The sequence below is a fragment of the Ruegeria sp. CDSC052 genome, assembly GCF_059610685.1.
In genome coordinates this window covers 41,865-54,488 of record NZ_JBXWOB010000003.1, presented here as the reverse complement: position 1 = coordinate 54,488, position 12,624 = coordinate 41,865, and the positions used below count along the sequence as shown (strand labels likewise).

The following is a 12,624-nucleotide window of genomic DNA, read 5'->3' as shown; positions in this document are numbered from 1 at the left end:
TATCTCCGATTGATGCGCTGGTGGTGCGCACCCAAATGGGTTCCGTCACGCAGTGGCGTGCGGGTTGGGAGCCCCCCGCGTTTAGCGGAGGGCACTTCTTTGAAAAGCTATCAGGCGCTTTTGAACTTGTTGACGAACTCGGTCCGGGTTTCCGCATACCAAGGCGCTTCGGCCGGCCACGGGTTGAGGTTGGCCAGCGAGTCGCCCGGATAGGCTTCGGCGAAGTTCTTCTTGTAGGTGTCGCCCGAATATTGGTCGGCACCCAGAACGGGCGAGTTGTACCCGTGGCTGTCGATCGCAACACCGGCCGGTTTGGCCTGGTAGGCAAAGTCGATGAAGGCATAAATCTGGTCGATATTGGCAGCACCTGTTGGAATTGCCATACCATCAACCCAGGCCATCGCCCCTTCAACCGGAGCCTGATAATGCACAGGCTCACCTGCAGATTTAAGTGCCAGCGGCGGGCCATCCCATGTCTGGCCAACAATCACGCCTTCGTTCAACAGACCGTTCTTCTGTGTGTCGGCGTCGTTCCAGATCAGCTTGATGCGGTTCTTACGTTCGATACACCAATCTGCGATCTGACCCCAAACCTTGCGCATGGTATCTTCGTCGCCATAAGCGGCCCAGACGGAACCGGGCTCCATCTCGCCTGCGCGCTCCATGTACAGGCCTGCGCCCAGCATCATCGAGTGCGCGCGGCCCATGGTTTTACCTGCGTTTGCCTCGGACCAGACATCGCCATAGGACGGTGCATCACCTTCAGGCAGCCACAGGTCAGTCCGATATGCGATGCCTTCGGTGCCCCAGATATGCGGCAACCAGTGCACGCCCGAGTCGGCAAAGTTCCAGGCATCTGTACCAATCGCGGCCATCGCCGGGTTCACCAGATCAATCGGAACCTTGTTCATGTCAAAAGGCTGCAACAGCTCAAGCGGTTCCCACTGCAAAGACCGGTTATTGGTCGGCGACACGATGTCGAAACCCTGACCCTTGGTGGCCTTCATCTTGTTGATGATTTCTTCGTTCGACCCGATACCGGTATAGTTCACCTTAATTCCGGTCAGTGTCTCGAATTCCTGCAAGAATGCTGGCGGCAGGTAATCGGACCACATCAAGATGTTGATCTCACCCGAGGACGCCAGCGCGCTTTTGCTGTACAGCGGTGCAGCAAGTGCTGCCGCCCCTGCGCTCTTCAAGATAGTACGTCTGGAAAGGTTTTTCCGTTCGGCCATATTCGATTCTCCCATAGTTGGACTTTCAGTCCTATTGTTATGCAATCACAGGCTAGAGGGTTGCTGCAAAGCTGTCAGTCCAAAAGGGACAGTTTGCAGAATTCATAGGTCCAGTTTGCAATCATGTCCGCAAGCTCTGGTTTACTTCCACTTCCAGACTGAGACACCATAGGATGGGATTTCTGAAGTACCAACAATATATTGCCGATTTTCGTCATCCGGCAGAACCTGTGCGGCAGCCCCGAAGTTGAACCCAAAGCCGAGGTCACCCCGCTGTGTAACACGAAGGTCCGGGCCACATTCCCGTATCGGAAGGCCCGCCCATGTCAGCGCTTTAATCAGGATCGCCCGTAGCAACGGCCCGTTTGGGATCATCGCCAGATACATAGCCCGGTCCGATTGCACAATCGCCGGGCTGCCAGCCCTGTAAGCACTTACGAAATGCGCGATTACCTGATTTTCGGTCTCGATGACTTCCCGCCAGCCTTTAAAATCAAAGGTTCCGGTGCTCTCGAGGCTTACGGATTCACCCGCCAGATCCGGCAGGGATTCGACGCGTATGACTTTTATCCCTGCAAGATCGGCCAACTCTCCGGGAGCGAGATTTTCAGGGGTCCACATGTCCACAGTCTTGCTGCCCGCACGGGCACCGATCAGCAATTTGGCCTGGCTGTGGTGCAATCTCTTTGCCAGATCTGGCGAGATGATCATGTTTTGCGGCAATACGATCAATGAATACCCCGTCAGATCATCATCGGGACCAACGAAATCCAGATCGACCCCCAATGCACGCAGGCCAGCATACCAAACCCGGAAAATCCCGGCATTCGGGAATGCGTCGTCATGCGGCAGGATATCTGCAGCCCAGATGGATTCGTAATCCAACAGAATTGCCACAGCTGCCTTCTGCCGGGTGACTTCCGGCAGGGCAGCACGCTCTTTTGCAACCTGCGCCAGTTCAAGCGCGGCCTGATCCGGGCTGCCATCCGATCGCAGAAGCGCCGTGTGGAATTGTTCCTGCGCGAACTTCGCCTGACGCCATCGGAAGAACATCACTGCCTGTGCACCGTGGGCAAAAGCGGCCCACGTCCAAAGCCTGACCATCCCATCCGCTGGTGAGGGGTTCTTTTCGGCCCAGTCCACCGGGCCGGGCTGTTGTTCCAGAACCCACATTCGGCCCCTGCCCTGGCTGCGATACAAATCGCAGTGAAACCCCTGATAGTCCGGCGCGCCTGTTCGCAGGTATCGACGTTTGTCTTCATCAGACAGCGACGATCCCAACAGGTTGCCAAGCGGATAGCTGTCAAAACCGACTACATCCAGATCCGCCGCAACAGCGTGATGGTCGAACTCAAAGCTGCCTGCCATGAAATTATGGGTAATATCGCGGCCCGGCGCAAACCTGCGCAGAATATCCGCCTGAGCGCGATTGAAATCCCGCACCCGGTCCGAAGAATAGCGGGCAAAATCCAGAGCATGGGTCGGGTTCGGGCTGGCCACCAAACTTATAGGCAGTTCGATCTGATCAAAATCGGAATAGAGCGACCCCCAAAACACTGTCCCCCATGTTCGGTTAAGCGCCTCAATCGTGCCATAGCGGTCTTGCAACCATCTGCGAAAACCGGTGCGAGCGGCATTGGAATAGCTCAGAACCGTATCGTGATCGTTATATTCATTGTCGATCTGCCAGGCACAAACAAATGGATTTTCGCCATATCGACGGGCATATTCCGTGGTGATCCGACGGGCCTCGGTCAGGTAGATATCGCTGGAAAAACAATAGTGTCGGCGCGACCCGAACCCACGCACCCGGCCATCCGGCCCCACTGGCAGAATCTCAGGGCAGTCATCCACTAGCCATTTCGGAGGTGCAGCCGTAGGCGTCGACATCATCACGCGCAAACCAGCATCGCCCAGAATGCCGATCACCTCGTCCAGCCAGCCCCATTCGAACCGGCCTCTTTCCGGCTCGATCAGGCCCCAGGTAAACTCGGCAATCCGAACCCAATCCAGACCCATATCGACCATGCGCTTAGCATCGTCGCGCCACTGCGATTTGTCCCATTGCTCGGGGTAATAGCAAACGCCCAGCTCAAGCCTGCTCATCGGTTTTCCCGTGCGCTGCGGCGTTCGATCCATTTGAGGAAACTAGCGCAACCAAGCGTCACCACGACATAGAGGATCGCCGCTGTGTTGAATGGTGCGAAGGGCAGAAAACTTGAGGCCTGAAACTCGCGCATGCGCTGAGTCATGTCGCGGACCGACAGGATGGACAGCAATGAGGTATCCTTGATCATCGCGATAAATTCATTGCCCAAAGGTGGCGTCACTATGCGCAATGCCTGTGGCAGGATAATAAGCCGGGCAGTTTGCCAGCGGGACAGCCCAAGCGAGCCGCCTGCTTCGATCTGACCTCGTGGGATGGCCTCAATCCCTGATCGGAAAATCTCGGCCATATAGGCCGAATACCCTATGGAAATGGCGATGATGCCGCGAGTCATGTTGGTCATGTCGATGCCGCCACCTGTCGCATCCTTGACCGCACCGGCAAGCGGCAAGCCGATATAGAGGATGATGACCAGCATTGGAATGCCGCGAATGGTATCGACAAAAAACTCGGCCCCTACAGCCAGCGGATGTAGCTTATGCTGTGCGCCTCCGACCGTCAGTGTCAGAAGCAAAAACCCAAAAACCGCAAAAGTCAGCGCCGGGTTACGAAACTTGTCTGGCAGAAAACTGGATTGCCAGATCACCGGATAGCCCTGCGTATGAACGCCAGCCGGAACAAAAGCACCAGATACGCTGTCGACGGTTGCGATCTGATCCAGCGCAGAGACGGCATCGGGGGCGCTGCGAATGCGATACTGTTGGCCTTCACCTCCGTCGAACTCTCCGAAGCGGATCAAATCCGCCTGGGCCTGCGGCGTACCCCGAACAATGGCAATTCTTGCTTCAGTACTGCCAACCAGAACAAAGCTCACCTTTGGTTGCATAAAAAAGAACGCCGACACGGCCAATAGTGTCAGGCTGACGGACCCATAGACAACGGTTGTCCGAGCTTTGGGCTTGAAGGACTGCAAACCGACCCAGACCAGACCCATAATGGCCGCAAAGATATAGGCAAAGATCGCTGCACGGAACGTTATCGCGACCCCGGTCGCAAATTGCCAATGCGCAAGAAACAACAGGTAAAACAAAACCAGCCCGGTCAGCAGTTCGAGTCCAATCTGAACATAGGCTTTCATGGATCGTGGGAAACGGGCCGTCAGAGGGATCACCGCGACCACCATCGCAAACCCTACCAGCAGGGCCTGTAGTCTCATTTGCACCTTTGCGACGATCTCGGGAAACAAGACCCAAGGTTGCGAAGATCGGTCAATGAACTCAGACGTATTTTCGCTGAGCGCATTAAAGAAGACGGATTCCGCAAAGGGCATCAGCACCTGAGGCTGGAAAAGTCCAAGGATCGCCAACCCGGCCGAGGCCGGGATTGCCAAAACCGCCGCAATCCTCAACCAGTTCGGCGCGATGGTTTGAAACCGGATGCGGCGCGCCGAGAGATAGGTCAATATGGCCACGGCCAGTATCAGAAGAAACCCAACAAAAATGGGCCCCGCATTTTCACCAATCCCCAAAATGGCAACCAATGACCTCAGATATTTCGAGGATGAGGCAAACAGGTAGATGATGAACGGGGCAGCGGCGAGCAAAACAAGATTACTCGGCCGGATCGAGCTTAGGCGGATCATGGCGTCCCTCGGGTTATGCGTGACCCGGCAGGTTTTCCCGCCGGGTCAGAAAGGGTTTCAACGGCTCAATCAGTGCCCCAGTATTTGGCAACCAATGCGTCCATCGTACCGTCAGCCTGAATGGCGGCCAGCCCTTCGTTTATGGCGTCAACGGTTGCGTCACCTTCCTGAAACACAATACCCAGCGGATCAGACTGAAGGCCTGTGATGCCTACAGCCAATTCCCCGGCAAATTCCTGTTCATATGCCGATGCCGAGGTTCCATCAATGATTACCCCCTGTACGTCAGCATTCTGCAACGCCAGGATCGCAGCAGAGAAATTGTCATACAGGCTGACATTCTCGCGTCCCACCAGTTCTTCGGCCAGCTGGGCATTGGTGGTGCCAGTCTGCGCGGCTAGCTTCTGACCACCTGCTTTGAAGTCATCCAACGTCATGTCAGCATTGTCGACCTGCAGCAGGATCGCCTGACTTACAATGATATAAGGCTCGGAAAAATCCATGTTTTCTTCGCGTTCAGGCGTGATCGAGACGCCCGAGATCACGAGGTCGAACTCCCCTTGCTGAAGCGCGGCAAAGATCCCATCCCAGGCTGTATTTACGAAATTCGGGACGCAGTTCACCTTTTCACAGATCGCATTCATGACATCGACATCAAATCCCACAATCTGACCCGTGGACTCATCGACCGTCTCCATGGGCGGATAGGTGGCATCTGTTCCGATCTTAAGTACGCGCCCTTCAAGATCCGCTGCAAACACAGCAGGCGCGGCAAGCGCGGTCAGGGCGGCGGCGGCAAATAGGTTTCTTAACATCTCCGGTTACTCCTTTGTTGGTTCAGGTGTTTAGCGCCGCTTCCGGCGCGACTGTGTCAGGTTGCCGCTCGATCAAAATGGCCCTGATCTTTTTTTGTGTTTCGGAAGGGTCAACCCCGTCCAAAGCCTTGAGCATATACTCACCCAGCAATCGACTGGTTTCCTCAATAGGGACGTAATAGGTGCTGGGCGGAGGGACAAAATAACGGCTAAGTTGCAGATCATCGGTCGAGATCACGGTCAGTTCGCGACCGACCTCAACACCCGCCGCATGGGCAGCAGAAAGCACACCCAAGGTCATGGCTTCGTTCGCGCAGATGATCGCGGTTGGCCTGTCGGATAGCCGCATCAAAGCCTCAAAGGCATTATACCCCGTTCGTGCGGTCGTAGGCCCGCTGAAGATCAGGGCCGGGTCAACGGTCAGACCGGACGCTCTGAACGCCTGGGCATAGCCCGTTCGGCGTTGCGTCGCATAAACCAGGTCATCCGGCGGGTTCACCAGGGCAATCCGGCTATGCCCCAAGGCTAGCAATCGTTGCGTTGCATCGTGACCTGCTGCCTGACTGTCGATATCGACATAGGCATGTGATCTGCCGCTGTCGCTCATACCCATGGTGACAAAGGGGAAACCATTCTGTTGCAGATAGGCAATGCGCGGATCGGCGTGGCGCGTACCCGAGAATATCACCCCGTCCGCCAATCCGTTCTGAACGATTTCCTTCAGCGTCGCCATCGTTCCCTGCAGGCCCGCCACGCTGTGAACGCCAAGTTCATAACGCGACCCATTCAAAGCCCGCGAAATACCCGCAACAATGCGTGTGAATTCGACACCTTCCCATTCTTCATCTGAATCAGGTGACACGCTGACCAGAACGCCGATGCGATAGGACTTTTTTGTCCGCAGCTTCAGCCCGTCCAGATTGACCCGGTATCCAAGCTGTTCGGCGGCGGACTGAATCTGCTGCCGCGTTTCTTTCTTGACGGTTTCCGCACCACGCAGCGCGTTCGAGACGGTTCCGACAGAAAACCCCGTCTGCTTTGCAATCGACTTGATCGTCGCGCGCGCCACTATGTCACCTCAACGCTGCGCATTCGCATCAACAGGTCATGTCCCGTCTGCAATGTTTGCGCGTGATCGGCAGTTTCATCATGTTCCACAAAAAGGTCAGCGCAGGGACTGTCAGCCAGAACACGCAGGACCAGAGGCCAGTCCACAACCCCCTGCCCCAGATTTCGCCAGCGCTCGTCGCCTTGTCCGGCCAATGGATCAACGTCTTTAGCATGGACGGAAACGATCCGGTCGGAATAACGGCTCAGCAGTGCAGCGGGGTCAGAAAGCGCCGAATACAGCCAACCGATATCCGGCTGCCATCCAATGGCCTCATGCGACAGGACCATATCCAATGGCGAGCCCTGCCCAAGATCGACAAGGTCAAAATCGTGGTTATGATAGGCAAGGCGCACACCGTCGGCAGACAGGGCATCAGCCCATTTCGCCAACCGGCCCGACACTGCCTTCCACCCCTCGGCGGTGCCGGGCCGAGCCTTGGGCGACAGCCAAGGCATGACCGCCACAGGGCATTCCAAAGCTTCAAGCATTCTAAGAATGTCATCAAACCGTGTTTCAAATTCTTCCCAGTCAAAATGGGCCGATCGAACAGTGAAACCAGCCTGTCTAACCACATTGGTAACCTGCTTGGGGGTAAGATCGTGGAACCCGACCGTTTCAATATCGGTGAACCCGCAGGCACGCACCAAGTCAAGCTGGGCCGCCAAATCCCCAACCTGCCGGACTGTGTATAACTGCGCTGAAACTCGCATTTCCACGGTTCTACCACAAAATGAAACGTTTCAATCAAGTTGAAACAGCATCAGGGGTCTTGTCAAGAACCGTGTTGGAAAGGGTTATTTCCGCATGGAAACACCCTGATGGAACAAATGAACCTTGTCAGGATTCGCAGAGACCATCACGGTCTTGCCCCGCATATTCTTCTGAACGCCCGGAAGCTTGGCAATAAGGGCATCCGTCCCATCCTCGACCGCGAAATATAACAACGTCACCTCACCCAGGGCTTCGGTAAAGTCCACGACTCCTTCGAGAATTGGATCGCCGTCAACAGACACAAAATCTTCCGGGCGCACGCCAATCTTCACCTGCTTGCCTTCGTCATCGGCCTCGGTTGCAATCGCCGAAACGGCCTTTCCGCCACCGTCCAGTTTTACGACAGTCTGCGCACCAGTTTGAGTGATCACTCCGGGCAGCAGGTTCATTGCTGGTGAACCGATGAATTGCGCGACAAACTCATTGTCGGGCGTCTCATATAGTTCCAACGGCGTCCCAACCTGAGCGATCCCCTTGTTGGCCAGCACGACGATCCGACTGGCCAATGTCATCGCTTCGACCTGATCATGGGTGACATAGATCATCGTGCTGTCCGGCATCGCCTCTTTCAGGCGAGCGATTTCGATCCGGGTGGCGACACGCAGCGCCGCGTCCAGGTTCGAAAGCGGTTCGTCGAACAGGTAAACCTTGGGGTCACGAACAATGGCGCGCCCGATTGCGACACGCTGACGCTGACCGCCGGATAGCGCTTTGGGCAGCCGGTCCAGATAAGGTTCAAGCTGTAGGATGCGGGCCGCCCGATCGACCGCGGCGCCAACTTCAGCCGCCGGCATTTTGGCTATCTTCAGCGCAAAGGCCATGTTTTCGCGAACGGTCATATGCGGGTACAGCGCATAGCTTTGGAACACCATCGCGATACCTCGCTGTGCTGGCGGCACATCGTTCATCACCTGCCCTTCAATCTCGAGCGTTCCGCCCGAGATCTTTTCCAACCCGGCGACCATGCGCAGCAAGGTGGATTTGCCACAGCCCGAAGGCCCGACGAAAACGATCAACTCGCCCCGCTCAATCTCAAGATTGATGTTCTTCAGAACATCCACATTGCCATAGGTTTTGGCTACATCTGTGAGGTTTAGCTCTGACATGGTTTATTCCTTCTCCCTCAACAGCAGGCAGAATTGTGCAGCACCCAGAGACACTGTCCCCGTTCCCGCGACGCCACCCAGCTCTTCTCCGATCACGCGCCAGTTCCCGCCTGGCAAGATTACTTCGGAACGTTCGGTACCGAGGTTAAATGCGCAGAACACCTCTTCCGCTTGATCTTCACGTGTGAAGGTCAGAACGGTCCCGATCTGCGTCATGTTCTTTTGCGCCCCCAACATCAAAGCCGAATGGGCATGGCGGAATGCAATCGCACGACGATAATGGTGAAGCATAGATTCGGGCTCGGCCTCTGATCGATCCACGGCACGCTCGGCCTGAGGGTCACTGACAGGCAACCAAGGCTTGCCGGTGCTAAAGCCCGATTGTTCATCCTGCGCAGCCCAAACCATCGGCGTCCGGCATCCGTCGCGGCCCTTGAACTCAGGCCAGAATTCGACGCCATACGGGTCTTGCAGATCGTCAAAGGCCACGTCCGCCTCGGGCAGGCCCAACTCTTCGCCTTGATACAAGCAGGCCGAGCCGCGCATGCACATCATCAAAACTGCATGCTGTCTGGCGGCTGCATCGTCCAGACGCCAGCGCGACGCGTGACGTTCCACGTCATGGTTCGAAAATGCCCAGCAAGGCCAGGCATCACCTGCTTTGTCCTCGAGCTGATCAAATACCTGCTGTGCATAGCTGGCAGTCAAAGCGCGCTTTTCAAGGAACTCAAACGCATAGCACATGTGCATGCGCTTATTACCGCTGGTGTATTCGCCCATTATCTCAAGCCCGCGCTGTGCGTCGCCCACCTCGCCCAGACAGGCGCGACCTTCATATTGATCGGTCAGGGCCCGCAGGCGTTCCAGAAAGGCAATGTTCTCGGGCTGGCTTTTGGAGAACAGGTGGTCCTGATGGTTATACGGGTTTACCATCGGCGCGATTGAGGCATTGCGCTGATCGACGGGCAGGGCAGGATTATCTCGCAACTGTTCGTCGTGGAAATAGAAGTTGATTGTATCCAGACGAAACCCATCGACACCCAGATCAAGCCAGAACCTGGCAACATCCAGCAAGGCGTCTTGCACATCCGGACAGTGAAAGTTCAGATCCGGCTGCGAGGTGAGGAAGTTGTGCAAATAATACTGCAAACGTCGCGAGTCCCACTGCCAGGCCGAGCCCCCGAAAATCGACAACCAGTTGTTCGGCGGCGTACCGTCCGGTTTTGGATCGGCCCAGACATACCAATCGGATTTGGCGTTTTCACGGCTGGCGCAGCTTTCGCTGAACCAAGGGTGCTGGTCTGACGTGTGCGACAGAACCAGATCAATCATCACCTTCAACCCCTGGGCATGGGCGTGATCCAGCAGGTCCCGAAAATCCTCCATCGTGCCGAACATCGGATCAACATCGCGATAGTCGCTGACGTCATATCCGAAATCCTTCATCGGAGATTTGAAGAAGGGCGAAATCCAGATCGCATCAACGCCCAGAGAGGCAATGTACCCCAATCGCTGGGTGATGCCTTTCAGGTCTCCGATCCCGTCACCATTGCTGTCCTGAAAGCTGCGCGGATAGATCTGATAGATGACGCCACCACGCCACCAGTCAGCGGCCACCTTGGTTGCATTGGAAAGTTCTGCTGTGTTCTGCACGTTCATCAGACGCCTCTATTTGACCGACCCGGCCAGCAGACCACGGACCAGGTATTTTTGCATTGCGAAGAAAACAGCCAACGGCACAGCGATCGAGACGAACGCCGCCGTGGCAAGGATTTCCCAGTTTCCACCCCGCGTTCCAAGCAGCTCGACAATCCGGTTTGTCATCACTGTGGTCTGGCCGGACGCATCGATTAGGAACACTTTGGCAACCAACAGATCATTCCAAGTCCAGAGAAATTGGAAGATGGCAAAAGACGCCAATGCCGGAAAGCTGAGTGGCAGGATCAGTTTGGTAAAGATCTGGAACTCGGTCGCGCCGTCTACACGTGCGTTTTCGATCAGATCGCGCGGCAGCCCGGCCATGTAGTTGCGCAACAGGTAGATGGCCAATGGCATCCCGAACCCGGTATGGGCCATCCAGACGCCCAGATAGCCTTTCTCAATTCCGATGCTCAGGTGAAATTTCAGCAGTGGGATCAGTGCCAGTTGCAGCGGCACCACCAACAGGCCAACAACCGCGGCGATTAACAGTGCCCGACCTGGGAAATCCATCCAAGCCAGCGCATAAGCGGCAAAGGCGGCTACTAGGATCGGAATGATCGTCGCCGGTATCGTGACCGTCAGCGTGTTGAAAAACGCCCGCCCCATACTGTCAGTGCTGTCTTCAGCAAGCAGGACCTTGTGGTAATTGGCCAGGGTGAACTCGGGAGGCAGTTCCGCCGTCACAAAGACGCGCGTGCCGCGACTGCCGGTGAATTCTTCGGTGTTTTCCATCCGGTATTTGCCGTCGGCATCCACCGTGATCGTGCCACCCTTGCGCAGCTCTGCCGTGTCACCGGGTACAAAATCATCAATCGCCCGGGAACTGGTGCCCCATTTTGAGATCGCCGCCTGTGTGCCCGCCTCGAACAGGTTGCCTTCGATCACGTAAACGCCATTCTCCAGCACCTGAGTTTCAGGTGCTGCAGCGCGCAGGGTCAGGTTCTGCTCGGATGGGAACAACGACCGCCACCAGCCGCTTGTGGCAATCTGGTCGGCAGTACGAAAGGATGAGATCAACAGCCCCAGCGTCGGCACCACCCAGAGCACGACCAGAAAAAGAACCGAGGCATGGACAGCCCAGCGAAGGGCGGGTTTGGTTCCTGCTATTTCGCTCATGGCCTACTCCATCTCTTTGCGCGCATTGCGCACATTCCAGACAAGGATCGGTGCCACCAGCAGCATGATCACCATGGCCGAAGCCGAGCCCACGCCCCAGTCATTGGTGCGGAACAGCTTGTCATACATGTAATTGGCCAGAACCTGCGTTTCCCACTGGCCGTTTGTCATGGCAAACACGATGTCAAATACCTTGAGCACAGTGATGGTGATCGTGGTCCAGACCACCAGGATGGTGGTCTTGATCTGCGGCACCTTGATACGGAAGAAAATCTGGAACGGATTGGCCCCATCCAGAATGGCAGCTTCGATGGTTTCCTCGGGAATGCCGCGCAGGGCGGCTGACAGGATGACCATGGCAAAACCAGTCTGAATCCAGACCAGCACAACCATAAGAAAAAAGCTGTTCCAGAAGGGAATGGTCAACCATGTCTGCGGCTCGACCCCTCCGAAAAAGATGTAAAGCGCGTTCAGCATCCCGATCTGGTCCTGCTCAACCGGACGGGTGTCATAGACCAGCTTCCAGATCACCGAGGCCCCCACGAACGAGATGGCCATCGGCATGAAAATCAGAGACTTGGCGATGTTGCCCCAGCGGATGCGGTCGGTCAGCTGAGCCACCAATAGGCCAAACGCTGTCGACATTGCAGGCACCACGATCAGCCATAACATGTTGTTGCGCATGGCTTCCCAAAACTTGGGCTCCTTGGCCATCTGGATATAGTTGTCCAGCCCGACCCATTTGTAGCCGCCGCCCGGGACACGATCAGTCAGTGACAGGCGTAGGGTTTCGACAACCGGATAGGCCAGATACAAGCCCAAAGCAGCCAGCGCTGGGAACAGAAACAACCAAGGCCGGATCATGTTCGCGCGGTTGATATTCCGGCCAGCATTCGGCCCCCGAGGCGGGAACAGAACTTTGTCCAGAAACTGATTGGATAGATAGAAGTAGCCCACGCAACCTGACACGCCGATGGCGATGGTCAGCAGGCCTTGAAATGCCGGGTGCATGCCGCTCTC

General features: G+C 56.1%; 10 protein-coding genes. All 10 read right to left on the bottom strand.

Annotation, left to right across the window (positions count from 1 at the left end):
- Nucleotides 1-110 precede the first annotated feature (110 nt).
- Nucleotides 111-1,235 (bottom strand): extracellular solute-binding protein, encoded by a 1,125-nt coding sequence (locus AC2FIM_RS07605; RefSeq protein ID WP_142636144.1) that lies wholly within the window; start codon nucleotides 1,233-1,235, stop codon nucleotides 111-113.
- Nucleotides 1,236-1,376: 141 nt separating this feature from the next.
- Complete coding sequence (locus AC2FIM_RS07600) at nucleotides 1,377-3,374, bottom strand: beta-galactosidase (protein ID WP_271948746.1); 1,998 nt, start codon at nucleotides 3,372-3,374, stop codon at nucleotides 1,377-1,379.
- Nucleotides 3,338-4,984, bottom strand: a complete 1,647-nt coding sequence (locus tag AC2FIM_RS07595; RefSeq protein WP_496677224.1) for an amino acid ABC transporter permease — start codon at nucleotides 4,982-4,984, stop codon at nucleotides 3,338-3,340. The genes AC2FIM_RS07600 and AC2FIM_RS07595 overlap by 37 nt, the downstream gene beginning before the upstream one ends.
- Before the next feature lie 65 nt (nucleotides 4,985-5,049).
- Nucleotides 5,050-5,799 carry a basic amino acid ABC transporter substrate-binding protein gene (locus tag AC2FIM_RS07590; RefSeq protein WP_142636138.1) on the bottom strand — a complete coding sequence of 250 codons (750 nt, stop codon included), beginning with the start codon at nucleotides 5,797-5,799 and terminating at the stop codon, nucleotides 5,050-5,052.
- Between the two features lie 22 nt (nucleotides 5,800-5,821).
- Nucleotides 5,822-6,868 (bottom strand): LacI family DNA-binding transcriptional regulator, encoded by a 1,047-nt coding sequence (locus AC2FIM_RS07585; RefSeq protein WP_496677227.1) that lies wholly within the window; start codon nucleotides 6,866-6,868, stop codon nucleotides 5,822-5,824.
- The gene (locus AC2FIM_RS07580) at nucleotides 6,868-7,620 is read right to left on the bottom strand and encodes a sugar phosphate isomerase/epimerase family protein (RefSeq protein ID WP_496677230.1); all 753 of its coding nucleotides are present in this window, start codon (nucleotides 7,618-7,620) and stop codon (nucleotides 6,868-6,870) included. The genes AC2FIM_RS07585 and AC2FIM_RS07580 overlap by 1 nt, the downstream gene beginning before the upstream one ends.
- An 84-nt stretch (nucleotides 7,621-7,704) precedes the next feature.
- Complete coding sequence (locus AC2FIM_RS07575; RefSeq protein WP_142636133.1) at nucleotides 7,705-8,787, bottom strand: ABC transporter ATP-binding protein; 1,083 nt, start codon at nucleotides 8,785-8,787, stop codon at nucleotides 7,705-7,707.
- Nucleotides 8,788-8,790: 3 nt separating this feature from the next.
- Nucleotides 8,791-10,446, bottom strand: coding sequence for an alpha-amylase family glycosyl hydrolase (locus AC2FIM_RS07570; RefSeq protein ID WP_496708035.1), 1,656 nt, complete (start codon nucleotides 10,444-10,446; stop codon nucleotides 8,791-8,793).
- A gap of 9 nt (nucleotides 10,447-10,455) precedes the next feature.
- Complete coding sequence (locus tag AC2FIM_RS07565; protein ID WP_142636129.1) at nucleotides 10,456-11,604, bottom strand: carbohydrate ABC transporter permease; 1,149 nt, start codon at nucleotides 11,602-11,604, stop codon at nucleotides 10,456-10,458.
- Nucleotides 11,605-11,607: 3 nt separating this feature from the next.
- Nucleotides 11,608-12,615 (bottom strand): carbohydrate ABC transporter permease, encoded by a 1,008-nt coding sequence (locus AC2FIM_RS07560; protein ID WP_142636127.1) that lies wholly within the window; start codon nucleotides 12,613-12,615, stop codon nucleotides 11,608-11,610.
- Nucleotides 12,616-12,624 lie beyond the last annotated feature (9 nt).

Excerpts from the sequence above, each read along its gene's own strand:
- AC2FIM_RS07605 (WP_142636144.1), bottom strand. The coding sequence starts at position 1,235 with ATGGCCGAACGGAAAAACCTTTCCAGACGTACTATCTTGAAGAGCGCA.
- AC2FIM_RS07570 (WP_496708035.1), bottom strand. The coding sequence starts at position 10,446 with ATGAACGTGCAGAACACAGCAGAACTTTCCAATGCAACCAAGGTGGCC.
- AC2FIM_RS07595 (WP_496677224.1), bottom strand. The coding sequence starts at position 4,984 with ATGATCCGCCTAAGCTCGATCCGGCCGAGTAATCTTGTTTTGCTCGCC.
- AC2FIM_RS07575 (WP_142636133.1), bottom strand. The coding sequence starts at position 8,787 with ATGTCAGAGCTAAACCTCACAGATGTAGCCAAAACCTATGGCAATGTG.
- AC2FIM_RS07560 (WP_142636127.1), bottom strand. The coding sequence starts at position 12,615 with ATGCACCCGGCATTTCAAGGCCTGCTGACCATCGCCATCGGCGTGTCA.
- AC2FIM_RS07580 (WP_496677230.1), bottom strand. The coding sequence starts at position 7,620 with ATGCGAGTTTCAGCGCAGTTATACACAGTCCGGCAGGTTGGGGATTTG.
- AC2FIM_RS07590 (WP_142636138.1), bottom strand. The coding sequence starts at position 5,799 with ATGTTAAGAAACCTATTTGCCGCCGCCGCCCTGACCGCGCTTGCCGCG.
- AC2FIM_RS07565 (WP_142636129.1), bottom strand. The coding sequence starts at position 11,604 with ATGAGCGAAATAGCAGGAACCAAACCCGCCCTTCGCTGGGCTGTCCAT.
- AC2FIM_RS07600 (WP_271948746.1), bottom strand. The coding sequence starts at position 3,374 with ATGGATCGAACGCCGCAGCGCACGGGAAAACCGATGAGCAGGCTTGAG.